General features: G+C 73.8%; 27 protein-coding genes. 6 read left to right on the plus strand and 21 right to left on the minus strand.

The window, feature by feature from the left end:
* Nucleotides 1-40: 40 nt before the first annotated feature.
* From O7622_RS26915 to O7622_RS26935, 5 genes are all read right to left on the minus strand, one after another.
* Complete coding sequence (locus O7622_RS26915) at nucleotides 41-2,392, minus strand: ComEC/Rec2 family competence protein (protein ID WP_282314236.1); 2,352 nt, start codon at nucleotides 2,390-2,392, stop codon at nucleotides 41-43.
* 77 nt (nucleotides 2,393-2,469) lie between these two features.
* Nucleotides 2,470-3,363 carry a ComEA family DNA-binding protein gene (locus tag O7622_RS26920; RefSeq protein WP_282314237.1) on the minus strand — a complete coding sequence of 298 codons (894 nt, stop codon included), beginning with the start codon at nucleotides 3,361-3,363 and terminating at the stop codon, nucleotides 2,470-2,472.
* A 349-nt stretch (nucleotides 3,364-3,712) separates the two neighbouring features.
* Nucleotides 3,713-3,892, minus strand: a complete 180-nt coding sequence (locus O7622_RS26925) for an SDR family oxidoreductase (protein WP_282310918.1) — start codon at nucleotides 3,890-3,892, stop codon at nucleotides 3,713-3,715.
* 158 nt (nucleotides 3,893-4,050) lie between these two features.
* Nucleotides 4,051-4,245 carry a DUF397 domain-containing protein gene (locus tag O7622_RS26930; RefSeq protein WP_018787311.1) on the minus strand — a complete coding sequence of 65 codons (195 nt, stop codon included), beginning with the start codon at nucleotides 4,243-4,245 and terminating at the stop codon, nucleotides 4,051-4,053.
* Nucleotides 4,242-5,009 carry a DUF5753 domain-containing protein gene (locus O7622_RS26935; protein WP_018787310.1) on the minus strand — a complete coding sequence of 256 codons (768 nt, stop codon included), beginning with the start codon at nucleotides 5,007-5,009 and terminating at the stop codon, nucleotides 4,242-4,244. The genes O7622_RS26930 and O7622_RS26935 overlap by 4 nt, the downstream gene beginning before the upstream one ends.
* A gap of 196 nt (nucleotides 5,010-5,205) precedes the next feature.
* On the opposite strand from O7622_RS26935, the gene O7622_RS26940 reads away from it, so the two are divergent.
* Nucleotides 5,206-5,496: a hypothetical protein gene (locus O7622_RS26940; protein WP_282310919.1), complete on the plus strand. Its 291-nt coding sequence runs from the start codon at nucleotides 5,206-5,208 to the stop codon at nucleotides 5,494-5,496.
* A 65-nt stretch (nucleotides 5,497-5,561) separates the two neighbouring features.
* Here O7622_RS26940 and O7622_RS26945 read toward each other — a convergent pair whose 3' ends face one another.
* The 6 genes from O7622_RS26945 to pepN all read right to left on the minus strand — a co-directional run bounded on the left by O7622_RS26945 (nucleotide 5,562) and on the right by pepN (nucleotide 11,587).
* Nucleotides 5,562-6,338 carry an SDR family oxidoreductase gene (locus tag O7622_RS26945; RefSeq protein WP_282310920.1) on the minus strand — a complete coding sequence of 259 codons (777 nt, stop codon included), beginning with the start codon at nucleotides 6,336-6,338 and terminating at the stop codon, nucleotides 5,562-5,564.
* A gap of 9 nt (nucleotides 6,339-6,347) precedes the next feature.
* Nucleotides 6,348-7,202, minus strand: a complete 855-nt coding sequence (locus tag O7622_RS26950) for a DegV family protein (RefSeq protein ID WP_282310921.1) — start codon at nucleotides 7,200-7,202, stop codon at nucleotides 6,348-6,350.
* 48 nt (nucleotides 7,203-7,250) lie between these two features.
* Complete coding sequence (locus tag O7622_RS26955; RefSeq protein WP_282310922.1) at nucleotides 7,251-7,880, minus strand: histidine phosphatase family protein; 630 nt, start codon at nucleotides 7,878-7,880, stop codon at nucleotides 7,251-7,253.
* Nucleotides 7,877-8,281, minus strand: coding sequence for a ribosome silencing factor (gene rsfS, locus O7622_RS26960; protein ID WP_194802364.1), 405 nt, complete (start codon nucleotides 8,279-8,281; stop codon nucleotides 7,877-7,879). The genes O7622_RS26955 and rsfS overlap by 4 nt, the downstream gene beginning before the upstream one ends.
* Nucleotides 8,282-8,391: 110 nt before the next feature.
* Nucleotides 8,392-8,988, minus strand: a complete 597-nt coding sequence (nadD, locus tag O7622_RS26965) for a nicotinate-nucleotide adenylyltransferase (RefSeq protein ID WP_013475510.1) — start codon at nucleotides 8,986-8,988, stop codon at nucleotides 8,392-8,394.
* 82 nt (nucleotides 8,989-9,070) lie between these two features.
* Nucleotides 9,071-11,587 carry an aminopeptidase N gene (gene pepN, locus O7622_RS26970; protein ID WP_282310923.1) on the minus strand — a complete coding sequence of 839 codons (2,517 nt, stop codon included), beginning with the start codon at nucleotides 11,585-11,587 and terminating at the stop codon, nucleotides 9,071-9,073.
* A gap of 66 nt (nucleotides 11,588-11,653) precedes the next feature.
* Here pepN and O7622_RS26975 point away from each other — a divergent pair, with 66 nt between their 5' ends.
* Nucleotides 11,654-11,872, plus strand: coding sequence for a DUF397 domain-containing protein (locus O7622_RS26975; protein WP_013287999.1), 219 nt, complete (start codon nucleotides 11,654-11,656; stop codon nucleotides 11,870-11,872).
* Nucleotides 11,873-11,879: 7 nt separating this feature from the next.
* On the opposite strand, the gene O7622_RS26980 is transcribed toward O7622_RS26975, so the two are convergent.
* The gene (locus tag O7622_RS26980) at nucleotides 11,880-12,266 is read right to left on the minus strand and encodes a hypothetical protein (RefSeq protein WP_282310924.1); all 387 of its coding nucleotides are present in this window, start codon (nucleotides 12,264-12,266) and stop codon (nucleotides 11,880-11,882) included.
* 237 nt (nucleotides 12,267-12,503) lie between these two features.
* Here O7622_RS26980 and O7622_RS26985 point away from each other — a divergent pair, with 237 nt between their 5' ends.
* Nucleotides 12,504-13,787, plus strand: a complete 1,284-nt coding sequence (locus O7622_RS26985) for a cytochrome P450 (protein WP_282310925.1) — start codon at nucleotides 12,504-12,506, stop codon at nucleotides 13,785-13,787.
* 228 nt (nucleotides 13,788-14,015) lie between these two features.
* A complete protein-coding gene (locus tag O7622_RS26990) occupies nucleotides 14,016-15,101 on the plus strand; it encodes a glycosyltransferase family 2 protein (RefSeq protein WP_282310926.1) in 1,086 nt (361 codons plus the stop codon).
* 65 nt (nucleotides 15,102-15,166) lie between these two features.
* Here O7622_RS26990 and O7622_RS26995 read toward each other — a convergent pair whose 3' ends face one another.
* The 3 genes from O7622_RS26995 to O7622_RS27005 are packed head-to-tail and all read right to left on the minus strand — an operon-like array spanning nucleotide 15,167 to nucleotide 17,068.
* Nucleotides 15,167-15,805, minus strand: coding sequence for a DUF3618 domain-containing protein (locus tag O7622_RS26995; protein ID WP_282310927.1), 639 nt, complete (start codon nucleotides 15,803-15,805; stop codon nucleotides 15,167-15,169).
* Nucleotides 15,802-16,254 (minus strand): phage holin family protein, encoded by a 453-nt coding sequence (locus O7622_RS27000; RefSeq protein ID WP_282310928.1) that lies wholly within the window; start codon nucleotides 16,252-16,254, stop codon nucleotides 15,802-15,804. The genes O7622_RS26995 and O7622_RS27000 overlap by 4 nt, the downstream gene beginning before the upstream one ends.
* A 31-nt stretch (nucleotides 16,255-16,285) precedes the next feature.
* Nucleotides 16,286-17,068: a hypothetical protein gene (locus tag O7622_RS27005; protein ID WP_282310929.1), complete on the minus strand. Its 783-nt coding sequence runs from the start codon at nucleotides 17,066-17,068 to the stop codon at nucleotides 16,286-16,288.
* Between the two features lie 208 nt (nucleotides 17,069-17,276).
* Here O7622_RS27005 and O7622_RS27010 point away from each other — a divergent pair, with 208 nt between their 5' ends.
* Both O7622_RS27010 and O7622_RS27015 read left to right on the plus strand, forming a co-directional pair.
* A complete protein-coding gene (locus O7622_RS27010) occupies nucleotides 17,277-17,741 on the plus strand; it encodes a DUF4383 domain-containing protein (protein ID WP_282314238.1) in 465 nt (154 codons plus the stop codon).
* A gap of 85 nt (nucleotides 17,742-17,826) precedes the next feature.
* On the plus strand, nucleotides 17,827-18,486 hold the full coding sequence (locus tag O7622_RS27015; protein WP_282310930.1) for a DUF6766 family protein: 660 nt from the start codon (nucleotides 17,827-17,829) through the stop codon (nucleotides 18,484-18,486).
* On the opposite strand, the gene O7622_RS27020 is transcribed toward O7622_RS27015, so the two are convergent.
* The 6 genes from O7622_RS27020 to O7622_RS27045 all read right to left on the minus strand — a co-directional run bounded on the left by O7622_RS27020 (nucleotide 18,455) and on the right by O7622_RS27045 (nucleotide 25,291).
* Nucleotides 18,455-18,646 carry a hypothetical protein gene (locus O7622_RS27020; protein WP_282310931.1) on the minus strand — a complete coding sequence of 64 codons (192 nt, stop codon included), beginning with the start codon at nucleotides 18,644-18,646 and terminating at the stop codon, nucleotides 18,455-18,457. The two genes, O7622_RS27015 and O7622_RS27020, sit on opposite strands and share 32 nt — an antisense overlap.
* Before the next feature lie 59 nt (nucleotides 18,647-18,705).
* Nucleotides 18,706-20,157, minus strand: coding sequence for a GTPase ObgE (gene obgE / locus O7622_RS27025; protein ID WP_013288009.1), 1,452 nt, complete (start codon nucleotides 20,155-20,157; stop codon nucleotides 18,706-18,708).
* Nucleotides 20,158-20,247: 90 nt separating this feature from the next.
* Entirely contained in the window at nucleotides 20,248-20,502 is a 255-nt protein-coding gene (gene rpmA, locus O7622_RS27030; protein WP_013288010.1) for a 50S ribosomal protein L27, read from the minus strand.
* Nucleotides 20,503-20,513: 11 nt separating this feature from the next.
* Complete coding sequence (gene rplU, locus O7622_RS27035; protein ID WP_013288011.1) at nucleotides 20,514-20,828, minus strand: 50S ribosomal protein L21; 315 nt, start codon at nucleotides 20,826-20,828, stop codon at nucleotides 20,514-20,516.
* A 302-nt stretch (nucleotides 20,829-21,130) separates the two neighbouring features.
* Nucleotides 21,131-24,442, minus strand: a complete 3,312-nt coding sequence (locus O7622_RS27040) for an Rne/Rng family ribonuclease (RefSeq protein WP_282310932.1) — start codon at nucleotides 24,440-24,442, stop codon at nucleotides 21,131-21,133.
* 129 nt (nucleotides 24,443-24,571) lie between these two features.
* Entirely contained in the window at nucleotides 24,572-25,291 is a 720-nt protein-coding gene (locus O7622_RS27045) for a TIGR03936 family radical SAM-associated protein (protein ID WP_282314239.1), read from the minus strand.
* Between the last annotated feature and the right edge of the window lie 31 nt (nucleotides 25,292-25,322).

The raw sequence follows: 25,322 nt of genomic DNA on the forward strand, positions 1-25,322 counted from the left end.
TGACTTGATTCCCCATCTACCGCGACAAGATTCCCTTGGTTCAGCGTGACCGTCCCGACTCGGCGCCGCGCTTCACCACCGCGAGACCACCACCCGCTCGGACCGCCGCCACGTCCCCGTCGGTGTCGGTACGCAGCACCCGCGCACCGCCCCGGCTCAGCCGGTCCAGCAGCCCGGCGTTGGGGTGCCCGTAGTCGTTGTCGACGCCCACGCTCACCAGCGCCACCGCCGGGCGTACCGCGGCCAGGAACTCCGGCGCCTGGTACGCCGACCCGTGGTGGGCGACCTTCAGCACGTCGGCCCGGATCGTGGCGGCCGGTGTGGTCTCCAGCATCGCCCGCTGCTCCTCCGTCTCGGCGTCACCGGTGAGCAGGATCCGTACCCCGCCCACGGTGGCGGCCAGCACCAGCGAGTTGTTGTTCGGGTCGGACCGGCTGCCCCGCAGCGGGTACGGCGGCCCGACCGCAACCAGGTCCACCGCGCCCGCCCGCCACCGCCAGCCCGCCTGCACCGCAGCGAGCGGCGCACCGGCCCGGCGCGCCGCCTCGCGTACCTGGGCGGCACCGTAGGGCGGCTCGGACCAGGACGGGGCAACCACCACACCCACCCGCCGGCCCCGGAACACCCCGGCCACGCCACCGACGTGGTCGACGTGGAAGTGGCTGACCACAAGCAACGGCACCTCGCGTACGCGAAGACGGCGCAGGCAGGCGTCCACGCCGGACGGCTCCGGGCCGGCGTCGACCACCACGGCCCGGCCGGCGGCGACCGGCAGCACCACCGCGTCCCCCTGCCCCACCGCGCACGCCACCACCACCCAGCCGCGCGGCGGCCAGCCGGAGGCGAGCAGCCGCACCGGCACCGCGCCCAGCACCACCGCCACCGCGACAACCACGATCAGCCGCCGCGCCCGACGTCGGCGGAAGGCGAGCAGCAGCGCCACGCTCACCGCCGCCAGCAGCAGGGCACCTGTCACCCCGCCCGCCCACGGCAGGTTCCCGGCCGGGAGGTCCGCCCCGTACGCGGCGACCGCCACCAGCCAGCGCGCCGGCCAGCTCGCCAGCCAGGCCAGGAACTCCGCACCGCCCGGCCACAGCGGCGACAGCACCGCCGCCAGCACACCGAGCACGGTGGCCGGCGCGACGGCCGGCACCGCCAGCAGGTTCGCCGGCACCGCCACCAGGCTCACCGTCGCGGACAGCCCGGCGATCACCGGGCCGCAGGCGAGCTGCGCGGCGGCCGGCACCGCGAGCGCCTCGGCCAGTCCGGCCGGTACGCCCCGGCGCCGCAACGCGTCCCGCCATCCCGGCGCGAGCAGCAGCAGTCCCCCGGTGGCACAGACCGACAACGCGAAACCCGGGTCGCCCGCGAGGTCCGGGTCGTACAGGACCAGCCCGGTGACCGCGGTGGCGAGCGCGGGCAGCGCCGACCGGGACCGCCCGGCGGCGAGCGCGGCGAGCCCGATCGCGCCCATCGCGGCGGCACGCACCACGCTCGGCGAGGGCCGCACCAGGATGACGAACCCGACGAGCGCGAGTACGCAGAGCGTGGCGGCGGTACGCGGACCGGCGCGCGCCCAGCGGGCAAGCAGCAGCACCGCCCCGACGACGATCGCCACGTTGGAGCCGGACACCGCGTTGAGGTGCGTCATCCCGGTGGCCCGGAAGTCCTCCTCCACCTCCGGCAGCAGCCGGCTGGTGTCGCCCACCACCAGACCCGGCAGCAGCCCGCCCGGCGCGTCGGGCAACGGTTCGCAGGCCCGTTGCAGCCCGGCGCGCAGCACGCCTGCCGCCCGCTGCGGCCACGACGCGTCGCCGCGCAGCGTGGGCGGGTCGGCGGTGGAGAGCACGGCGGCGGTCAGGTCGCCGCCGCGCGGGGCGGACAGCCGCCCCTGAACGGTGACCCGCTGGCCCGGCAGCAGCGGCCGCCAGGACGGGTCGGTCGCCAGCACCAGCGCGCGTACCGGGCCGGTGACCCGAGCGCCGTCGGGTCCGGTGAGGCGGACCAGGTCGACGCGGACCAGCAGCATCGGTTGCCGGCCCGGGGCGCCGCGTATCGGGCGGGGGTCGTCGCGCAGCACCAGGTCGGCGGTCACCCGGGCTCCTTCGGTCACGAGCGCGCGTACCGGGGTAGCGTCGCGGATCGCGAGCCGGGCGCCGGTGGCCGCCGCACCGCAGACCACGCCGAGCAGCACGGCGACCACGATCCAGCCGTAGCGGCGGACCGGCTCCCCCGGTCGGCCGAGCACACCGCACAGGTGCAGGCCCGCCAGAACGGCGAGTACGGCGGTGACGGCGGCCAGCCACACGGTCGCCCGGACACCGAGGTGCAGCCCGGCCAGCGCGGCGAGCCAGGCCGCCACCGCCAACCCGGCCAGCCGCAGGTCGAGCACATCACGGCCGCCCACGTCCCCGTCGGCGACCACGGCGCGGCCATCAGCCAGATCGGGCCTTGGCCCAGGTCGGCTGCTCACACAGTCACCAGTTCCTTGAGCTGCTCGTACCGCGCGTCGCCGATGCCGTCGACCTGGCGCAGGTCGGACACGGACCGGAAGCCGCCGTTCCGGTCCCGGTGGTCGAGGATCCGCTGGGCGAGCACCGGGCCGACGCCGGGCAGCGCGTCGAGCTGGGCGAGGGTGGCGGTGTTCAGGTTGACCGGCCCGGCCGGTGCCGCCGGACCGCCCGGCGCTGTCCCGCCGCCGGCCGGGGCGGGTCCGGCCGGTCCCGGTGGGGCGGTCACGCCGACCAGGATCAGCTCGCCGTCGGTGACCTTGCGGGCGGGATTGAGCAGTGCCACGTCGACGCCGGGCAGCGCGCCGCCGGCCGCTTCGATGGCGTCGGCGAGCCGGGCACCGGCAGGCAGCCGGACCAGGCCGGGGCGGCGCACCTTCCCGGCCACCGCGACGACGACCTGACCGGGTGAGCCGCCCGATGCGGGCGCACCGGTCACCACGTCGGTCACCCCGCCTGCCGGCGCCTCGGTGGCCGCCACGACCGGCTGGACGGGTTCGGCGGTCGGACGCGAGCGCCACGCCCAGACGGCGGCCACCACGACCACGACTGCCGCCAGCACCGCGAGCGCACGCACACCCCGACGGCCGGGGTCGAACGCGCCCGGGCCGGGCAGCCGGGACGCCAGACCTCGCGCGGACGCCGACTGACGGTTCCCCTCGTCGTCCGGCTCGGCGGACGCCGGATCCGCCCCGAATGGCTGCTCCGCACCGCCGTCGTGCTCCGGGACACCGCGCCGCAGCCCGAAACCCGTCTCGGCCTCGCCCGGCCCACCCCCGGAACCCGAGCCGAGCCGCCCTCGCAAATCCGGCCCGGTCCCGCCGGTGGCATGCCCGGAGCGCGCACCGGGCATGCCGTTGAGGACCGGCCCGGCGTCGTCGGGCCCAGGCTCGCGGTCCGGCCCGGACAGGGATGGCCCGGGCCACCGCGAGGACCCCGCCGCCGAGCCGGGCCCGCGCGAGCGGGAGGCGGGGGTCGGCGGAACGGCAGCGGCGTCCGCGAACCCGAACAGCCGGACGAGCCGCCGCCGTACCGTCGTCTCCTCGTCGTGTGGCACGGCTCGGAACGCTACGGTGACGGCTCGTCACGCATCGGCCGGTGAACCGTCACCTGTGGACAACGTAGGCACTGTGGACAGGCACCCGAGCCGACCGTGACTGTGCTAGGCATGCCGGCGGCCACCCGGGCACGGCGTGATCACGTCAGCGCGCCTCCGGATCCAGCCCGAGCGCCGCCCGTCCCCCGTCGACCGGCACCGTCGCGCCGTTGACGAACGAGGCACGCTCGGAGAGCAGGAACACGACCACCTCGGCCACCTCGCCGGTACGCCCGATCCGACCGACCGGGTGCAGCCGGCCCATCTCCGCGCCGACGTGCGCCACCCCGGCCGGGTCGAGTCCGGCCGGGTCGAGTCCGGCCGGGCAGACGTATCCCCGGTCACGGCGTGCAGCCGGTCGGCTAGTGATTACCCTGACGCGCCGTCGGACGTGAAGCAGCCCCGGCACCCATCAGGAGTACCGGGGCCGCACATGGCCTGGGGTCAGCCCACAGGGCCGATCTTCTTGGCCAGGTTAACGAAGCCCTGCCACGATACCGGCCCGAAGGTCAGGGTTCCGCCGTCACGGTCCTTGGTGTCCCGGACCAGGACGATACCCGGGAGGTTGTCGGCGACCTCGACACACGAGCCACCGTTGTTGCCGCTCTTCGTGCTCTTGCGCCACTGCGCACCGGTCATGTCCATGATCCTGCCGCTTCTCTGATCAGGTCTAGGGACTGGTTTCGGGAGAGGGCGTCACCCCTGATGCGCTCCCATCTACGACTGAGCGTAGCAACGTCCGCAGCCTGATTTACGATCTGCGCCGGCCCCTGGCTGTCGACGTGCGCGACGTGCTCGCCGCTGGGTAGCTCGGCGATGATGAAGCCTCCGCCGAGCCCCGGATACATGCCAACGTCCTTCGGCACGATGTGCACTTGCACCGTGGAAAGGGCTGCGCAGCGGGCAAGGTGCTCGACCTGTTCGCGCATCAGATCGCGGTTGCCATACGCCGACTGGTGCAGCACTCCTCCGAAGATGACGGCGACGAAAAGGGGTGGGCGCTCTCGGCGCAGGATCGCTTGCCGCTCGATGCGTGAGGCGACCAGTTCGTCTACCTCCGCCGGGGTCAGCGCCTCGCCGGCAAGAGTTGCCCGCGCGTACGCCTCGGTCTGGAGAAGGCCAGGTATCCAACAGTGCTCGAACCAGCGGAGGGCAACGGCTTCTCGTTCCCAGTCGACCCACTCGCGTAGCCACTGCGGCTCACGTCGCTTCAGGACGTCGGGCCATAGATCCCCGACGTCCCGACCAAGGAGTGCGGCCACCTGTGCACGTCGGCGTGGTTGGGGCACTCGTCCCGGGGAGATCCAACGCGCTGCCGTCTTCGGGTCTACGCCGGTCTGAGCTGCCAAGCTCTCGGCCGTCTCGCCAGCCTCAGCCATCGCCGCCTGGAGTACGTGGTTCATCCCGCCTCCCCTGTGGACGTCCCGAATATCTGGGCACCATACATCAACGCTGTGTACTGGTCCCGTAGCTCTCGGCAGGGTGACGGTTGAGCGGCGCTACCCGGTGGAGGCCCGATGCCCGGCGGGAGTGCTGCCCGGGGTCGCCCCTTGGGCGAGCAACCAGGGGCGGCCCCTTCCCAACGACGGAGGGGGTCACATGACGGCAGCGCCCGGGTTGATCAAGTGCGGCGATGTCCTGCACCTCACCCGCGCCGCAAGCGTGCAATTCGTGCGACCCATCATCGTCCGCGTGATTCGGGAGATCGCCGACCGGCACAGCTACGACGGCTGGACATGGATCGAGGCATACGAGCTGAGCGCCAGGGGCGAGGCGGTCGCCAAGCGGGAACTGTTCGTGCAACCGGCCGGACTGCGCTGGCTCGCCGCCGCGCCGGCAACGCCTGCTGTCAGCCGCCCTCGCGCCAGGCGGGTACGGGTGACGGCATGACCAGCGCCGCCCGTCCGCAACTGTGCTAGGCGTGCCGGCGGCCCCCCGGGCACGGCATGATCACGTCAGCGCGCCTCCGGATCCAGCCCGAGCGCCGCCCGTCCCCCGTCGACCGGCACCGTCGCGCCGTTGACGAACGAGGCACGCTCGGAGAGCAGGAACACGACCACCTCGGCCACCTCGCCGGTACGCCCGATCCGACCGACCGGGTGCAGCCGGCCCATCTCCGCGCCGACGTGCGCCACCCCGGCCACGTCGAGTCCGGCCAGGTAGGCGGCGTGCCGTTCGGTGTGGATGGACCCGAGTGCGACCGCGTTGGCGCGGATCCCGCGGGGACCGTAGTCGACGGCGAGCGCCCGGGTCAGCCCCTCCAGCGCGGCCTTCGCGGTGGCGTACGGCAGGGCACCCGGCACCGCCCGGCGGGCCTGGTGGGACGAGACGTTGACGATCGCGCCGCCGGTCCCGGCCGCCAGGAACCGGCGTACGGCGGTGCCGGCCCCGGCCACGGCGGGGCGCAGGTTCAGCGCGATCAGGTCGACCACCTCGCTCGCGGGCGCGCGATGCAGGTCGGCGTCGCGGAAGACGGCGGCGTTGTTGACCCAGCCGGCCAGCGGCGCGTACGCCTCGGCGCGGTCGGCGGCCCGCCCGGTGACCGCCTCGTCGCCGGCGTCCCCGGTCACGGCGTGCAGCCGGTCGGCGAGCGGATGGCGGGCCAGCCAGTCCAGCGCGCCGGTGTCCCGCTCGACCACGACCACTGTGCCGCCGTCGGCCGCGAGCCGTTCGACGATGGCTCGTCCGACGCCGCGCCCGCCGCCGGTGACGACGTACGACAGGGGGCTCATCCGGCCACCCTATGGTGTGCGGCGGTGGACCACCACGCAGGCCAGCCCGGGTCCGGCGTGGGCGGCGACCACCGCTCCGGCCTCGGTGACGTACGTGTCGTGCAGGCGGTCGCCCAGCCGTTCGGTCAGCGCCACCAGCAGCTGCTCGGCCCGCTGCGGCGCGGCGAGGTGGTGCACCGCGATGTCCACAGGGCCGTCGCCTGCCGCCTCGACGGCGAGGTCGACCAGGCGTGCCACGCCCCGGCTGGCGGTACGGACCTTGTCCTTGACCACGATCGCGCCGTCCGGCATGTGCATGATCGGCTTGACCGAGAGGGCGGTGCCGAGCAGTGCCTCGGCCGCGTTGATCCGGCCGCCCCGGCGCAGGAACTCCAGGGTGTCGACGTAGAAGTAGATGGTGGTCCGGGCGACCGCGTCCAGCGCCGCGTCGCGTACCCCGGTCAGATCGGCGCCCCGCGCGGCGGCCGCGGCGGCGGCGAGCGCCGGGAAGCCGAGGCCCATGCCTGTGGATCGGCTGTCCACGACTGTGACGCGGTCGTCGCCGACCTCGGCGGCGGCCAGCCGGGCGGCCTCGACGGTGCCGGACAGTTCGGCGGACAGGTGCACCGACACCACGCCGTCGGCGCCCTCGGCGAGCAGCGTGCGGTAGACCTGCGCGAACTGTTCCGGCGCGGGCCGGGACGTGCTCACCGAGACCCGCCGGCCGCGCAGCACACGGGTGGCGTCGGCCGGGGACGTCTCGACGCCCTCCAGCCCTTCCGCGCCGTTGAGGACGACGGTCAGCGGGACGACTGTGAGCCCGCGTGCGCGGACCAGGTCGGGGGGCAGGTAGGCGGTGGAGTCGGTGACGACCGCGACGGGCATGACCGGCACGCTAGCCGATGGCGCTGTGACGTGCCGGGGCCGGAGGTGTCAGATCGCGTCGGTGAGCGCCGGCTGGGTGATCAGGCCGACGTTGTGTGCGCGCAGGTGCCAGCCCCGGACGTCGTCGTGGCGCAGCTCGGTCCAGTGGCAGTTCGCCAGCGAACCGAGGCTGCGCAGCACCGTGTGGTCCCAGCCGAGCAGGTGCCCGACGCCCTGCCGGGCGCCGCCGCCGTGGGTGGTCACCACGACCGTGCCGCCGGTGGCCAGGTCGGCCGCGTCCTGGAACCCGGCGCCGAGCCGGGTGCCCAGGTCGCCCAGGGGCTCGATGCCGGCGCCGGGGTCGGGGTCGCCGGCCCGCCAGCGGGCGTACTCGTCGGGGAACCGCTCGGCCACCTCGGTCAGGGCGAGGCCCTGCCACTGGCCGAAGTGCCGTTCGCGCAGCCGGGCGTCGGAGCGGACCGGCAGCCCGGTCAGCGCCGCGAGCGCGGCGGCGGTGTCGGCGGCCCGGCGCAGGTCGCTGGCGACGATCGCGTCCGGGCGCAGCGCGGCCAGCACCGGCGCCGCGGCACGGGCCTGCTCCCGGCCGAGGTCGTTGAGCGGCACGTCGGTCTGACCCTGGACGCGGCTTCCGGCGTTCCAGTCGGTGTTGCCGTGCCGCCAGATGATCAGGCGGGTCATTCGGCGGTGGCGGTGCCGGCGGCCGAGTCGGCCAGGTCGCGATCCTCGAACGGGATCTGCGGGCAGTCCTTCCAGAGCCGGTCGAGCGCGTAGAACTCGCGCTCCTCGGTGTGCTGGACGTGGACCACGATGTCGACGTAGTCGAGCAGCACCCAGCGACCACCCCGCTCGCCCTCGCGGCGCACCGGCTTGGCCTTCTCCGGCAGCTCCAGCAGGCGCTCCTCGATGGCGTCGACGATGGCGAGCACCTGACGCTCGTTCGGAGCGGCGGCCAGCAGGAACGCGTCGGTGATCGCGAGCTGGTCGCCCACGTCGATGATGACGATGTCCTGTGCCTTCTTGTCGGCCGCGGCCTGGGCGGCGGCCATCGCCAGCTCGTGCGCGCGTTCGGAAACTGTCACCGTTCTCCTTCGATCAACCGTGCGACCCTCCAAGCCTCTCACACCCGGCGGTGCGACGACTTGTCAGTTCTGGTCGATTTCAGGCATGAACCGGGATGTAAGGGAGCGAATCATCGCTGGTAGAGACGCCGTTTCGCGATGTACTGCACCACACCGTCGGGCACCAGGTACCACACCGGCTCCCCCCGGGCGACCCGCGCGCGGCAGTCGGTCGAGGAGATCGCCATCGCGGGCACCTGCACCAGGCTCACCGAGTCGGCCGGCAGGTGCTTGTCGGTCAGTTCGAAGCCGGGCCGGGTCACGCCGATGAAATGGGCCAGTTCGAGCGCCTCGTCCAGGTCCTTCCAGGAAAGGATGCGCTCCAGAGCGTCCGCGCCGGTGATGAAGAAAAGCTGCGCCTTCGGGCCGTACTCGGCGTGCAGGTCGCGCAGCGTGTCGACGGTGTAGGTGGGCCCGCCCCGGTCGATGTCGACCCGGCTCACCTGGAAACGCGGGTTGGAGGCGGTGGCGATCACCGTCATGAGGTAACGGTCCTCGGCCGGGGTGACCGCTTCCTCCGCCTTCTGCCACGGTTGCCCGGTCGGCACGAAGACGACCTCGTCCAGGCCGAACCGGTCGGCCACCTCGCTCGCCGCCACCAGGTGCCCGTGGTGGATCGGGTCGAACGTGCCGCCCATGATGCCGACCCGCCGGATGTCTTCCTCCACCCCGCGATCGTAGGCCGCGCGCCGGACGGGCCCGGGCGGGGTCGGCCACGCCGGGCGGATCAGCCCGCCCGGCGTGCCCCGGTCAGGCCGACGCGGCGGCCACAGCCGTCCGGGCCACGAGCGCCCGGCGCATGTCGTCGTCCAGGTCGGTCACCCACCGTCGCAGGCCGGGCGTGAGGTCGTCGCGGGCCAGCAGCGCCGCGGCCATCTCCCGGGTGGGTTGCGACACGGCGTAGCGGGGGTACGCGGCCACTGTGACAGCGTCGGCCACCCACGCGGTACGCAGACGCGCCGCCGCCGGCATGTCGGTGAAGTAGCGCTCCACGTACCCGGTGGTCAGCTCTGCCTGCTCGGGCTGCCAGAAACCCTCGGCGGTCGCCTCGACGAGCCGGTTGGACAGCTCGGTGCTGCGGGTGACGATCTCCCATGCGGCCCGTTTCGCAGCCGGGTCGGGCAGCGCGGCCCGGCACGCGGCGGCCCGCTCGGCACCGGTGGCGCTGCGGTCGGCGTCGGCCTCGGCGTCGATCTCCGGCGCCCCGGCCGCGCCGAGCACCACGAGCCGGCGCAGCACCGCCCAGCGCAGGTCGGCGTCGACCGCGAGCCCCGGCGGCACGCCCTCGCCGGCCAGCCAGCCGGTCAGCACGGCGGTGTCGGCGGTGGCACCGATCAGACCCCGCGCCGCCGCCAGTTGCAGGGAACCGCCCGCGGGCGCCGAGTCGAGCAGCGCCGCGCAGGCGGCCGCCACCCGCAGCAGCGCCGCGTCGCGGGCGAGCGGGTCGAGGTAGCGGTCGATCAGCCGGCGGCTGAGCAGCAGCACGTCCTCGACGATCGTCACCTCGGTCTCGGCGGGCAGCGCCGACGCGATCAGCCCCGCGAGCGCGCCGGCCGGCCGTTCCCCGTCGGTGACCGCGTCCAGCGTCTCGGCCCAGAGCAGCGCCCGGGCCAGCGGGTCGGCGAGACCCGGCAGCAGCAGCGGCACCGCGTCCGCCGAGGCCGGGTCGAGCCGGATCTTGGCGAACGTCAGGTCACCGGCGTTCGGCAGCACGAGCCCGGTGGCGGGCCGCCCGACCAGCTCCGGCAGCGGCGTACGGCCGCCGTCGGCGTCCGGGTCGAGGTCCACCTCGAACCGGTACGCCGGGCCGTCGGCTGTGTGGTGGGCGACTCCGATGCGGTGCGGCCGCAGCACCGGGTGGCTCGCCGGGGCGGTCTGCACGATCGCCACGTCGGTCCACCGCCCGTCGGCGTCCACAGCGGTGTCGACCCGCAGCGTGTTCACCTGCGCGCGGCGCAGCCAGCGTTCCGCCCAGCCGTCCAGGTCGCGGCCGCTCGCCTTGCCCAGGACGGCCAGCAGGTCGGCGAGCGTGGCGTTGCCGAACCGGTGCGCCGCGAAGTGGGCGTTCAGCCCGGCCAGGAACGCATCGTCGCCGAGCCAGGCGACGAGCTGGCGCAGCACGCTGGCGCCCTTGGCGTACGAGATGCCGTCGAAGTTCAGCAGCGCCTGTGCGGCGTCGGCCACCTCCTCCGGTGCCACCGGGTGGGTGGAGGGACGCTGGTCGGCGGTGTAGCCCCACGCCTTGCGGCGGCTGGCGAACGTGGTCCACGCCCGGTCGAACCGGGTCGCGTCGGCGGTGACCCGGGTGCCGAGGTATTCGGCGAAGGACTCGTTGAGCCAGAGGTCGTCCCACCAGCTCATGGTGACCAGGTCACCGAACCACATGTGCGCCATCTCGTGGGCGATGGTGGTGGCGCGCAGTTCCCGCTGGGTGTCGGTCACAGCGGAGCGGAACACGTAGTCGTCGCGGATCGTGACCAGGCCCGGGTTCTCCATCGCGCCGGCGTTGAACTCGGGCACGAACGCCTGGTCGTACTTGCCGAACGGGTAGCGCTCGGCGAACAGCTCGTGGAAGCGGTCGAAGCACTGCCGGGTGACGGTGAAGATCTCCTCGGCGTCGGCGTCCAGGTGGGCGGCGAGCGAACGCCGGCAGTAGAGGCCGAGCGGGATGCCGTCGTGCTCGGCGTGCAGCACGTGCCAGGGCCCGGCGATCAGCGAGACGAAGTAGGTGGCCAGCGGCTCGGTGGTGGCGAACTCCCAGCGCCCGGGCGCGGGCCGGGCGGCGAGCGGCCCGTTGGCGGCGACAGTCCACTCCGGTGGCGCGGTGACGGTCAGCGTCACCGGCGCCTTCAGGTCTGGCTGGTCGAAGGCGGCGAAGACGCGCGGCCCGTCGTCCAGGAAGGACATCGCGTAGAGGTAGGTCTCGCCGTCGGCCGGGTCGACGAAGCGGTGCAGCCCTTCGCCCGTGTTGGAGTAGGCCATCTCGGCCTCGACGGTGAGCGTGTTGTCCTCGGCCAGGCCGGTCAGCGGCAGCCGGTCGCCGGCCAGCAGGGCCGGGTCGAGGTCGCGGTCGTTGAGGCGGGCGGCGAGGAGTCGGCGCGGCTTGACGTCGACGAAGGTCTCGGCGCCGGGGGTGGCCCGGAACCGGATGGTGACGGCGGAGCGGAACCGCTCGGCGTCGCCGGTCAGGTCGAGGTCCACATCGTAGGACTCGACGACGATCGACGCGCGACGCGCGGTCGCCTCTGCACGTGTGAGGCTCGGCATCCGCTTATCCTGCCCGATGAGGTCCGCTCGGGACTTCTCGTTACGCATGGCGATGGAGGAGCAGCGATGGGTCAGCACCCCAAGGGCGATTTCGACCTCTCCCGGGCGGTTTGGCAGCGGGCAGAGGGCGACACCTCCGAGGGAGCGGTCGAGGTGGCCTTCGTCGACGACCTGATCGGTATGCGCAACTCCGCCGAGCCGGACGGGCCGGTGCTGGTCTTCACGCAGGCCGAGTGGGACGCGTTCGTCGCCGGTGCCCAGGACGGCGAGTTCGACCTGGACTGAGCGCGCCTCAGTCACCGTCGCCCCAGCCGAGGCCGCCCGGACCGGGCGCGTGGTGGAAGCCGGGGTGACCGGCCACGTCGGCACAACGCTCGCCGTCGGGCCCGGCGGCGTCGCAGAACAGCCGCTCGGCGCGGTGCCAGGCGTCCGCCGGGGACAGCGCCGCCGCGCCGAGCGCCAGCTCCGGGCGGAGCAGGCCGAGCGCTTCGGCGTACGCCACGGCGTGCTCCCGCGCGACGGCGGGATCGGTGGCGGCGAAGCCCAGGTGCACGGTGAAGTAACGCGGTGGGCGGGGTGCGGCGCGCCGGGGCGCGCCGATCAGCGGCCCGTCGCGACCGTCGCCGCGCAGCCGGGCCGGTGCCTCGCGGTGCCGTCGTGCCGCCCTGTCGTCACGCATCGGTGCCCTCCCCCGTCGCCGGTGACGCCCGCCGGACGTCGCGCCGGCGGGCGGCGGACCGGTGGCCGCCGGTCCGCGAACCGAGCCAACCAGCTTTTCCGCGCCCGGGGAGGGGCCAGCACCGGCTCGCGTGGCCGGCCCCTCCGCCAAGCGGCCGAAGCTGCTGGAATGGAGGGTTTGGCCGCGCCGGCCCGGGTAGGTAGGCAGCGCCGCCGAACCGCGTCAGGAGCAGCCGAGATGAGCACCATGCCGAGCGACCGGAGCCCGGACAGCACGCTGGCGTTCCTCCGGGAGGGCTACCGCTTCGTCGGCGACCGCTGCGACCGCCTCGGCACCGACGTCTTCCAGACCCGGCTCCTGCTGCAGCCGACGATCTGCCTGCGCGGCCGGGAGGCCGCCGAGCTGTTCTACGACGAGGAGCGGTTCGTCCGGCGCGGCGCCATGCCGATGCGCGGGCAGCGCACCCTCACCGGCGTCGGCGGCGTGCAGGGCCTCGACGGGCAGGCGCACCTGGTCCGCAAGGCGATGTTCATGTCGCTCATGACCCCGGCCGCGATCCGCCGCCTCGGGGAGATCTTCGACGAGCAGTGGCGGGCCCGGATCCCGGTCTGGGCGCGGAACGGCCCGGTGGTGCTCTACGACGAGGTGGGCCGGATCCTGACCCGTACGGTCTGGGCCTGGGCCGGGGTGCCGCCGGCCGAGGCCGACGTGCCGCGCCGCACCGCCGAGATGCACGCGATGATCGAGGCGCCGGCCGCGGTGGGACTCCGGCACTGGCGCGGACGGCTCGGCCGCCGGCCCGCGCAACGCTGGGCCGGCGAGCTGATCGAGCGGGTACGCGCGGGCGCGGTGCCCGCACCGGAGGGCAGCGCGCTGGCGGTGGTGGCCGGGCACCGGGACGAACGGGGCCTGCCGCTCCCCCGCCGGATCGCCGCTGTGGAACTGCTGAACGTGCTGCGCCCCACCGTCGCGGTGGACCGGTACGTGGTCTTCGCCGCGCTGGCGCTGCACGACCACCCGCACTGGCGGGACCGGCTGCCCGGCGACGACGCCGCGACCGAGCAGTTCGTGCAGGAGGTACGCCGCTACTACCCGTTCTTCCCGGTCGCCGCGGCCCGGGTACGCCGCTCGTTCCAGTGGCGGGGGTACGCGTTCCCGCAGGGCCGGCGGGTGCTGCTCGACCTGTACGGCACGAACCACCACCCCGACGTGTGGCCCGAGCCGGAACGGTTCCGCCCGGAGCGGTTCGCCGGCTGGCGCGACGACCCGTTCGGCCTGGTCCCGCAGGGCGGCGGCGACCACCACACCGGCCACCGCTGCGCCGGTGAGTGGATCACGATCGAGCTGATGAAACGGGCGGTGACGAACCTGACCGGCGCGATGAGCTACCGCGTACCGCCACAGGACCTGGCGCTCGACCTCGGCACCATGCCGGCGTTGCCGCCCGGCGGGCTGGTGCTCGACGGGGTACGCCCGGCCGACGGAGCACGCCCGGCCGGTGGGGTGCGCCCGCTGCGCTGAACGGGCGCACCCCGGCCGGGCGGTCAGGCGGCCTGCTGGTGCAGGTCGGCGGATGACTCCGAGCGCGGTGCGCCGGCCGGCGTCCATCTCGTCGCGGTGCCGGGCATCGCGTCTCCCCCCGGCTCGGACCGTCCGTATCCGGCTGCGCTACCGACACAGCCCGCCAGAAACGGTTTGAGCAGCCGCATTCCGGGCAAGTCGCGTGACCCGACACGAGGGGGAGGCGACGTGACCCGACCGACCGCCGCGCAGCCACGCGACGAGGGTGCCGCGTCCGCGCCGGTCCGGCTGCCGATGGCGTACGTCCTGCCGCTGCGCGCCCACGACGACGGCGGCCTGGACGAGCTGACCGGGTACCTGCGCGAGCTGAGCCGGTGGGTCGACGTGGTGGTGGTCGACGGATCGGCGCCGGAGCTGTTCGCCCGGCACGCCGGCACCTGGCGCGGGCTGGTCCGGCACGTGCCGCCGGACCCGGCGCTGTGCGGGCGCAACGGCAAGGTGCTCGGCGTGCTCACCGGCGTCGCGCTGGCCCGGCACGAGCACATGGTGATCGCCGACGACGACGTCCGGTACGACCGGGCGGCCCTGTGCGCGGTGCACCAGTTGCTGGACGGGGTGGACCTGGTCCGGCCGCAGAACCACTTCGACCCGCTGCCCTGGCACGCCTGGTGGGACACCGGCCGGACGCTGCTGGCCCGCGTGTTCGGCGGCGACTGGCCGGGCACGCTCGGGATGCGGCGGAGCACGTTCCTGGCGATGGGCGGCTACGACCCCGACGTGCTCTTCGAGAACCTGGAGCTGGTCCGCACGGTGCGCGCGTACGGCGGCAGCACCGCCACCCCGGCGTGGCTGTACGTGCGGCGGCTACCGCCCACCGCCGCGCACTTCCTCGGGCAGCGCGTCCGCCAGGCGTACGACGAGACGGCCCGGCCGGTGTGGCTGCTCGCCGCGCTGGCGGTGCTGCCGGCGGCGGCGGTCGCGCTCGCCACCCGCCGGCCCGGGCTGCTGCTGCGCGCCGGGCTGGCGACGGTGGCCGTGGCGGAGCTGGGCCGGCGACGGGCCGGCGGCGCCCGGGTCTTCCCGGCGCACACCAGCCTGGCCGCGCCCGCCTGGGTGCTGGAACGCGGCCTGTGCGCGTGGCTGGCGGTGGGCCGGCGGATGCGCGGCGGGGTGCCCTACGCGGGCGCCCGGCTGCGGACGGCGGCCAACCCCACCCGCCTCCTACGCAGGCGGATGACCCGGCGCCGCCCCGACGACCTGGTGCTGTGGGTGGAGACCGGCGCCGTGCCCCCACCGTTGCGCGCCGAGGTGTAAGGAAGGGCCCCTTTTTATCGCCTGGGCGATAAAAAGGGGCCCTTCCTTACCGAGGGCGCGGACCTTCAGGATCGCGCCTGCTCGGCGCTGTGCCGGATGTCCTGGGCGGCGGCGCGGCCATCGTCCTTGACCGTGTGCACGGCGTCCTGAGCGGTGGCCTTCACCGACTCGGCGGCGTGCTGCGCGGGCTCGCGCAGCTCCTTCTTCAGCTCGGTGGCGACCTCGCCCAGCTTCTCCTTCACCGCTCCGCCGTGCTCGGCGGCCTTCTCCTTGACCTGCGCGGCGACCTGCTGCTCGCGGCGGGTGGCCGGGATCAGCGAGGAGACCAGCATGCCGACGCCGAAGGCGATCACGCCGGCGGCGATCGGATTGCCCTCGGACTTGCGCCGCACCACCTGCGGCGCCCGGTGGGCGGCGTCGCTCACCGTGGCGGCGGCGGACTGCGCCTTGTCGCCCACAGTGGAGGCCATCGAGGAGGCGTGGTCGCCCACCGAGTGGGCGGCGTGGCCGGTGCTGTGGCCGAGGTCCGAAGCGGTTCCCATCACCTTGTCCTTCACGTTCGTCAGCGCGCTGCGGACGCGCTGCTTGCGGTCGTCAACGATGCGGCTCGGGCTGACCTTGTACGCCAGGGCGTCCACGTCCGAGCTGAGGCTGTTGCGGGTGGCTTCGATCTCGCGGCGGATCTGCTCGGGATCGGTGCTCATCGGATGACTCCCTCCGGGTGCGGCTTGAGCGCGTCGGGGATGCGCTGCACGCTGTCGTTGGTCTGCTTCAGGCCGCGGATCCGCTCGGCGTTCTTCTTGCCCATCGAGTACAGGACCGCCGCGGCAGCGGCCCAGATGACGGCCACGATCAGCGCGGCCAGCCCGGAGTCCATGACGTTGTCGAGGAACTGCCAGATCGCGATCGAGACGAAGAGCGCCACCATGTAGCCGCCGAAACCGGCGCCGCCGAACAGGCCGGCGGCCTTGCCCGCCTTCTTGCCCTCCTGGCGGATCTCCGCCTTGGCCAGCTCGACCTCCTGGCGCATCAGCGTGGACAGGTCCGTGGTGACCTGACGCATCAGATCGCCGAGCGAGCTGCCGCGCACCTCGTCGGCGTGGGGCGGGCCGCCCGCCGCCTGATAGCCGGGGTCCTGCGTGGGTACGGTCATGCCGTCGCCTCCCTTCTGCCGGTGCGGCCGGTCACGGGCGGGGAGCGCCGGTCGACGGGACACCCGGCAGCGGGTCGGTGCGCTCCGGCGGCGGCAGCGGCTGACCGGTGCCACCCGCCGGGTCGGCCCAGGTGTTCGGGGCGCCGCCGGCCGGATAGGTCGCGCCCGGCGCGGAGTAGCCCGGGTCCGGCTCGGCGTAGCTGCCCGGCGTCGGGTCGAGGTAGCCGCCCGGCGGCACCTGGTCCGGCACCTCACGCGCGGCCGGGATGACGGCGGTGCGGTCCGGGTCGTACGCCGGCCGCGCCGTGCTGTCGTCGCCGATCGCGGCGATGTTGCGGGTGAGCCGCCCGGCGACCACACCGAGCAGCGCCGCCCCGACCAGGAACGTGCCGGGGTTGCGGCGGGCGTAGCTCTTCACCTCGTTGAGCAGGTCGCCCGGCTCGCGCTGCTCCAGCCAGCCGGCCACGCCGTGCACGCGCTCGGCCGCCTGGTGGGCCAGTTCGGTGACCGGCCCGGAGCCGCCACCCTGCTGCGCCATGGTGCGCATCTCGTCGGCGAGCGACCGCAGTCCGCTGGCGGCGCGCTGCTGCTGCTGACCGGCCTGCGCGGTGACCTGGCTACGGGTCTCGCCGTAGAGGTCGCGGGCCTGCCGCTTGGCCTCGCCCACCACCTCCCGGCCCTGCTCCTTGGCGGTCTGCGCGACGGCGCCGCCCGCGTTCGCGGCGTCGGAGCCGACCTGGCGGGCCTGGTCACGCACGCTGCCGCCGTTCGTCGACTGGTACGTGGCCGAACTGGGGGAGAGATCCTGAGTCATGGTGTCCCTTCCGCTCGTGTGTTCCCAGCGGGTGTCTTCGGGGGGTACGCGGATTGTTTCCGCATGACAATCGCCCTACCCCAGGTCGGCGCTTCCATGCCTGATTCCTGATTTCTCTGCCGGAGCGACCCGTCCCGGTCAGACAATGGAATGCCTGCCCGCCCGGGCGGCGGCGAGTCCCACGGGGGTGACAGGGATGGCACGTGACGTGCGCGAACACGCGTCCGCCCGGCCTGCGGTGCAGAAGGTCGCGCTCGCGGCGGCGGCTCTCTTCGCGCTGATCGGCGTGCTCGGTTTCGTGCCCGGCATCACCACGCCCTACGGCGAGATGACGTTCGCCGGGCACCACTCCGGGGCGAGGCTGCTCGGGGTGTTCCAGGTGTCGGTGCTGCACAACCTGGTGCACCTGCTGTTCGGGCTGGTCGGTCTGGTGACGGCCCGGCGGCTGGCCGGGGCACGGGTGTTCCTGGCCGTCGGCGGCGCGCTCTACCTGGTGCTGTGGCTGTACGGCTTCGCCATCGACCACGACACCACAGTGAACATCCTGCCGGTGAACGACGCGGACAACTGGCTGCACCTGTTCCTCGGTTTCGGCATGCTCGCCGCCGGCCTGCTGCTGAACAACGACCTCGGCACCGGCACCCGGGTGCAGGCCCCCTTCGACCGCCCCTGACCAGGCGCGACACGCCGGTGCGGCGTTTGCTCCGGCCCGACGCCGGGCAGGAGGGCAACCGCGAGCGGGTCGAGGAGGTCCGGCGATGCCACGGTGGTTGCGCGACAACATGCTCTCGGTCGCCATGCTCGGCGCGTTCCTGGCCTTCCTCCTGCTGCAGAGCGTGTTCGGCTGGCAGGTGCACAACGAGGAGCTGAGCCGGTACGGCGCCGAGCCGCTGAGCTGGTGGGCCTATCTCGGCACCGGGCACTTCGCCGAGGCGGTGTTCGAGAACTGGGAGTCGGAGTTCCTCCAGATGGGCGGCTACGTGCTGCTCACCGCGTACCTGGTGCAGAAGGGCTCGGCCGAGTCGAAGCCGGAGGACCAGACGGACCGCCCGGAGGACAACCGCGACCACGCCCGCCCCGATTCACCGTGGCCGGTACGCGTCGGCGGGCTGCCGCTCGTGGTCGACCGGAACAGCCTCGCCATCGCACTTCTGATGATCTTCGGGGGTGCGTTCCTGGGGCACCTGTTCGGCGGCGTGGCCGCCTACAACCAGGAGCAGGCGCTGGAGAGCGGCGCCGCCCCGATCAGCGCGTGGCAGTTCCTCGGCACCAGCGACTTCTGGTTCCAGTCGATGCAGAACTGGCAGAGCGAGTTCCTCGCCGTGGGCGTGCTGATCCTGCTCAGCATCGTGCTGCGCCAGCACGCCAGCCCCGAGTCGAAGCCGGTCACCGCGCCGCACGCGCAGACGAGCGCCTGAGCGTCAGGCCGCCCACCACGGCGGCCAGGTAGTGGACGTCGGTGTGCACGACTGTGACCTGCCCGTCCAGCCCGCCGTCCGCGTCGCGCAGCTCACGCTGCTGGGAGACGACGAGCGCGGCGATCTCCGGATCGGCGGCGGGACGGGACTCGATCAACATGCCCGTACGCTGGATCGGCCGGATTTCGCGCAGGTTTCCCGCCACCGACCCGGAGACGGCTACTCGGCGTCCGCTTCCGCCGCGGGCGCGGCCTCGACCTCGTCCTCCGGCCGGACCCGGCGGGCCTTACGGGCCGCCAGCCGGTCGGACGCCGACGGGCGGTTCGACTTCTCCTCCAGCCGTACGTCGGTGCCCCGGTTACCGGGCACGAAGTCGACACCGGCGTAGAGCGTCGGCTGCCAGTCGAACTCCCGGTCGCCGATGCGCACCAGGTCACCGGCCTGCGCGCCGGCCTTCGCGAGCTTCTCCTCGACGCCGAGGCGGGCCAGCCGGTCGGCCAGGTAACCCACTGCCTCGTCGTTGTCGAAGTTGGTCTGCTTCACCCAGCGCTCCGGCCGGCTGCCGCGCACCGTGTACGAGCCGTCCGGCTCGGCCTCGATGGTGAAGCCGGCGTCGTCGACCGCCTTCGGGCGGATCACGATCCGGGTCGGCTCGGCCGGTGGGGCGGCCCGGCGGCCCTGGTCGACCAGCTCCGCCATCGCGTACGTCAGCTCCCGCAGGCCCTCCCGGGTGGCGGCCGAGACGTCGAACACGCGCAGGCCGCGCGCCTCCAGGTCGGGGCGGACGATGTCGGCGAGGTCCTTGCCGTCCGGCACGTCGACCTTGTTGAGCGCGACCAGCCGGGGCCGGTCGGCCAGGCCGCCGTACTGGGACAGCTCCGACTCGATGGCGTCGATGTCGGCGAGCGGGTCGCGGCCGGGCTCCAGCGTCGCGGTGTCGATCACGTGCACCAGCACGGCGCAGCGCTCGACGTGGCGGAGAAACTCCAGGCCCAGGCCCTTGCCGCTGGCCGCGCCCGGGATCAGGCCCGGCACGTCGGCGACGGTGAAGGTGTGGTTGTCCACCCGCACCACGCCCAGGTTGGGCACCAGCGTGGTGAACGGGTAGTCGGCGATCTTCGGCTTGGCCGCGGAGATCACCGAGATCAGCGACGACTTGCCTGCCGACGGGAAGCCGACCAGGCCCACGTCGGCGACGCTCTTGAGCTCCAGCACGACGTCCAGCCGATCGCCGGGCTCACCCAGCTCGGCGAAGCCCGGCGCCTTGCGGCGGGCGTTGGCCAGCGAGGCGTTGCCGCGCCCGCCCCGGCCGCCCCGGGCCGCCTCGAACGTGGTGCCGACGCCGACCAGGTCGGCCAGCACCTCGCCGTCGAGGCTCTGCACGACGGTGCCGTTCGGCACCTTGATGACCAGGTCACGGCCGTTGGCGCCGTCCCGGTTCGAGCCGGCGCCGCCCTTGCCGTTCTCGGCCTTCAGGTGTGGCCGGAAGTGGAAGTCGAGCAGCGTGGTGACCTGCGGGTCGACCACCAGCGACACGCTGCCGCCGTGGCCGCCGTTGCCGCCGTCCGGCCCGCCGAACGGCTTGAACTTCTCCCGGTGGATCGAGACACAGCCGTGCCCGCCGTCGCCGGCCTGCATGTGCAGGACGACCCGGTCAACGAACGTCGTCACGACGCCAATCCTTCCAGCGGGGTCCGCCCCGCACGGGGAAAAGCGAAGCGGGCCGGGACTCGAGGTCCGCGGCCCGCAACGCTTACAGAACTACTGCTGAGGCACGATGCTGACGGTCTTGCGACCGCGCTTGGTGCCGAACTGCACCGAGCCGGCGGCCAGCGCGAACAGCGTGTCGTCGCCGCCACGGCCGACCAGGTCACCGGGGTGGAACTTGGTGCCACGCTGACGGATGAGGATCTCACCCGCGCTGACGACCTGACCACCGAAGCGCTTCACGCCGAGCCGCTGGGCCGCGGAGTCACGGCCGTTACGCGAGCTGGACGCACCCTTTTTGTGAGCCATTGGAGGACGACCTACTTCCCGCTGGAGATGCCGGTCACCTTGACCTGGGTCAGCGGCTGGCGGTGACCCTGGCGCTTGTGGTAGCCGGTCTTGTTCTTGAACTTGTGGATCCGGATCTTCGGGCCCTTGGTGTGCGCGGCGATCTCGCCGGACACCGCGACCTTGGCGAGCTTCGCCGCTTCGGTCACCAGGTCGTCACCGTCGACGAGGAGCACCGCGGTGAGCTTCACCGCGTCGCCGGGCGCACCGGCGAGCTTCTCGACCTCGATCACGTCGCCCTCGGCGACCTTGTACTGCTTGCCGCCGGTCTTGACGATCGCGTACATCGGAGGCGGACTCCCTGTCGTTGAGGCTGCTGGCGTCTATTGCACCGTTGCCGGCTGTCACACCGTCGACGGTCGTTCCCACGGCGACTCGCCGGGAGCCGTGACACCGGCGGCGCGGGCACGCGGGAACTCGGCACACCAAAGTGCGCCGCAGGCAAGCGTACGCCATACCCGGCCCGCCTCCCAAACCGGGCTGCCGGTCGGTGCCCCTCCGCCGGGTTCGGCGGGCACGACAGGGCCCCCGCCCCGCCTCTTCTCGGCGGATCGGGGGCCCTGTTCGCGCAGGTCAGCGCGCTAAAGCCTCACGGCCGGGTACGCCGCCGGGCGCCACCACGACGCGCCCGCCGGCGCGGGGCGCCGCTGTCGTCGTCGCTGTCGCCGTCACCGATCGCGTCCGGGTCGTCGGCGGCGGCCAGCCGGGCCGAGTCGCCCTCCTGGCTGTCCGCGACCGCCGGGGCTGCGGGCGTGTCCGTCTCGAACCGGGACAGGTCGTAGCCCTGGGTGTCGTAGTAGTCGTCGTCGGTCTCGGCCACCTCGACGACGGTCCGCTCCGGGGCGGCCGGTGCCTCGGTGACTGCCTGCGGCTGCGCGGAAGGCTGCTCCGGCGCGGCCTCCACCGCGGGCTTCTCCGCGGCGGCCTTGCGGCCCCGGCGGCGGCCCTTCTCCTCGGCCGGCGCGGCGACCGTCGAGGCGACCGCCTTGACCTTCTCCCCCGCCCCGCCACGCGGCTTCTCCGGCACCGGCTCGGTGTGGATGATCACGCCCCGGCCCTTGCAGCACTCGCAGGTCTCGCTGAACGCCTCCAGCAGGCCCGCGCCGATGCGCTTACGGGTCATCTGCACCAGGCCGAGCGAGGTGATCTCGGTGACCTGGTGCTTCGTACGGTCCCGGCCGAGGCACTCGGTGAGCCGGCGCAGCACCAGCTCCCGGTTCGACTCCAGCACCATGTCGATGAAGTCGATCACCACGATGCCGCCGAGGTCACGCAGCCGCAGCTGGCGCACGATCTCCTCGGCCGCCTCCAGGTTGTTGCGGGTGACCGTCTCCTCCAGGTTGCCCCCGGAGCCGGTGTACTTGCCGGTGTTGACGTCGACGACAGTCATCGCCTCGGTACGGTCGATCACCAGCGAGCCGCCCGAGGGGAGGAAGACCTTCCGGTCCAGCCCCTTGAGGATCTGCTCGTCGATCCGGTACTCGGCGAACACGTCCGCCACCCCGGCGTGCCGGCGCAGCCGCGCCACCAGGTCCGGCGACACGTGTGACAGGTACGACTCGACCAGGTCGTACGCGGGCTCGCCCTCGATGACCAGCTCGCGGAAGTCCTCGTTGAAGAGGTCCCGGACCACGCGGATGACCAGGTCCGGCTCCTCGTAGAGCAGGACCGGAGCGCCGCCCTCGGTCGCCTTGGCCTGGATGTCCTCCCACTGCGCCTGGAGCCGCTTGACGTCGCGCGCCAGCTCGTCCTCGCTGGCGCCCTCGGCCGCGGTCCGGACGATCACCCCGGCGCCGTCCGGCACCAGCTTCTTCAGCGCGTCCCGCAGCCGCTTGCGCTCGGTGTCGGGCAGCTTGCGGCTGATCCCGGAGGCGTTGCCGTTGGGCACGTAGACCAGGTGCCGGCCGGAGAGCGCGATGTGGCTGGTCAGCCGCGCGCCCTTGTGCCCGATCGGGTCCTTGGTCACCTGCACCAGCACCGAGTCGCCGGAACGCAGCGCCTGCTCGATCGAGCGGGCCCGGCCCTCCAGGCCGGTGGCGTCCCAGTTGACCTCACCGGCGTACAGGACCGCGTTGCGCCCCCGCCCGATGTCGACGAAGGCCGCCTCCATGCTCGGCAGGACGTTCTGGACCTTGCCCAGGTAGACGTTTCCGGCCATGGTGCCGGATGAGTTCCGCGTGACGTAGTGCTCCACGAGCACGCCGTCCTCGAGCACGGCGATCTGGGTGCGGTCGCCGCGCTGGCGGACCACCATCACCCGGTCCACCGCCTCGCGGCGGGCCAGGAACTCCGACTCGCTCAGGATCGGCGGCCGCGTACGCCGCTGCTCGCGGCCGTCCCGCCGGCGCTGCCGCTTGGCCTCCAGCCGGGTCGAGCCGGAGACACCCTGCACCTCGTCGACCGGCTTGCGCGGCTCACGGATCTTGACCACGGTCGGCACGCCGTCCTCGGCCGCGGTGTCCGCCTCCCCGGCGCCCCGGCGGCGACGACGGCGACGGCGACGGGTCATCCCCTCGCCCTCGGCCTCCTCGTCCTCCGCGGACTCCTCGGCCTCACCCTCGGCCTCGGCCGCGGCGGGCTCCTCGACGTCCTCGTCGTCGGCCTCGTCCGCGCCGCCCTTGCCCCGGCCACGACCCCGGCGGCCCCGGCGGCGGCGACGCCGGCCCGCGGCCGTCTCGTCGTCCTCGTCCCCCTCGGCGGTCTCCTCGGCCTCGGCGGCGAGTTCCTCCTCGGCGTCCTCGACCGGCTCGGCCTCGGCCTCGACCGGCTCGGCCTCACGGCGGCCGCGACGGCGTCGCCGGCCGGTCTCGACCGCTTCCTCGATCGGCTCCTCGGCGGCCGGGTACGTCACCTGGACGGCCGGCGCCTCGTCGGGCTGCGGCGCCATGAACAGGACGGTCGGCGCGGAGAGCGCGGCACGACGCCGGCGGCTGGTGGCCCGCGGCGTCTCGGCCGGCTCCTCGGCCGCACGCGGCACGGCGGCGCCCGTCGACACGACGCCCGTCGCGTCCGCCGGGCCGCCGCTGCGGGCCAGATCGACCTCTTCGGTACGCGCAGCCGCGGCGCTCGCGTCCGCAACGGCCTCGGCGTCCTCGTCCTCGACGTCCTCGCCGGTGGTCTCACCGATGCCGGCGGTGCTCGCCGCGCCGCCGGTGCTCGCCGCGCCGCCGGTGCCCGCCCTGCCGGCGGCCTTGGTCCTGCCGGTGGTGGCCCTGCGCCGGCCCGCGGGGGCCTGCGGTGCAGTCTCGGCGGCGGTACCGGCGGTGACGGCCTCGCCCGGCGCGGCGGTCTCGCCGCCGTCGATGTCGGCGCGTCCCTCGGCGATCAGGTCACCACCGGGCGCGGAGACCGGTCCGTCGATCACGCCGTCCGCGGGCGCCTGCCCCGCGGCGGCGGTCTCGGCAGCCGGGGGCGTGGCCTTGCGACGACGGGTCCGGGTCACCTTGACCGGCGGAACGACCTCCTCCGAGGCGGCCTCCACACCGGCCGCGGCCACCGGCTCCTCGACCGCCTTCGCCGGAGTCGCCTTACGACGCCGCCGGGTGGTCTTCGGCGCGGTGTCCAACTCGCCGGCCACCGGCGCGAGCACCTCGGCCTGCGGCGACTCGCCACTGCCGGTCGCCGTCGTGGACGCCTCGACCGGCGCGTCGGTCTGCTCCGGCTGGTTCAGCGGAGCGGCCTTGCGGCGGCTGGCCCGCTTACGGGCCGGCGGCTTCGTCTCGGCGACGCCCTCCGCGGTGGCACCGCCCTCCGCGGTGACGCCGCCTTCCGTGGTGGCTGCCCCGGCGCCGGCAGAGGTCGCGCTCGCGGCGCTGCCGGAGGCGGTGGTGGCGCTGTCGGCGGTCGTCCCGGTCGGCTCTGCGCCGGTCCGTTCGCCGCCCTCGGGCTCGTTCTCGAGCATGGACGTTCTCCAGTTCTGGCTGCCCCGGGCGCGGGTGAGCGCTGCCACGCAGGGTTGCCGCAAAGGTGTTTCCGCCGGGCGCGCAACGCGCGACCGCCGAAGTCTGCCTGCCAGAGCGTTGACCGACGGTCAGCGCTCTCCGATGGTTGCCCCGTCGCGATCCGCTTCCAACGGATCGACGATCTCGCCCTGCGCGGTCAGCGTGCCCTGCGCCAGCCGGATCACCTTCGGGGTGACCGGCGGCTCCAAGGCGGCCACCGCACGGAGGCCGGACAGGACGTCATCGGGCCGAACGGACGGGGTGACCTGCCGCACGACCAGTTCGAGTATCGCACACGGTACGGCCGCCGCCCCGGAAGGCGTCTCAGCCGGAGCCATGGCATCGATCGACACCACTGCCGCGCGGGCGTCGAAGGTGCGCCGCCCCTGCTTGGTCATCCGCTCGACCTGGATCTCCTCGGCGGCCGTGAAGGCCGCCACGGCCTCCGCGAGCACCTTCGGGTCGACCTCGGGCAGTTCGATCCGCCAGTACGACGCCTGGATCCGGTCCGCCAGGCTGCCCCCGGTGGCCTCCACCGCATCGAGCACGTCGAGCCCGGGCGAGAGCGCGGCGTCGAGCGCCTCACGCAGCCGTGCCGGGTCGGCCGGCTCACGGAGCCCGATCTCCAGGTACTCGGCCTCACTCGCCACTCCCGTCGGGGCGGCCGAGGCGTACGAGATCTTCGGGTGCGGGGTGAACCCCTGGGAGAAGGCGATCGGCACGCCGGCCCGGCGCAACGCGCGCTCGAAGGCCCGGGCGAAGTCCCGGTGCGAGGTGAAGCGCAGCGGCCCACGCTTGGCGTACCGGATACGGACCCGCTGGACGACGGGGGCCTGGCCG

The sequence above is a fragment of the Micromonospora sp. WMMD1076 genome (genome assembly GCF_029581475.1).
In the GTDB taxonomy this organism is placed as follows: Bacteria; Actinomycetota; Actinomycetes; order Mycobacteriales; family Micromonosporaceae; genus Micromonospora; species Micromonospora aurantiaca.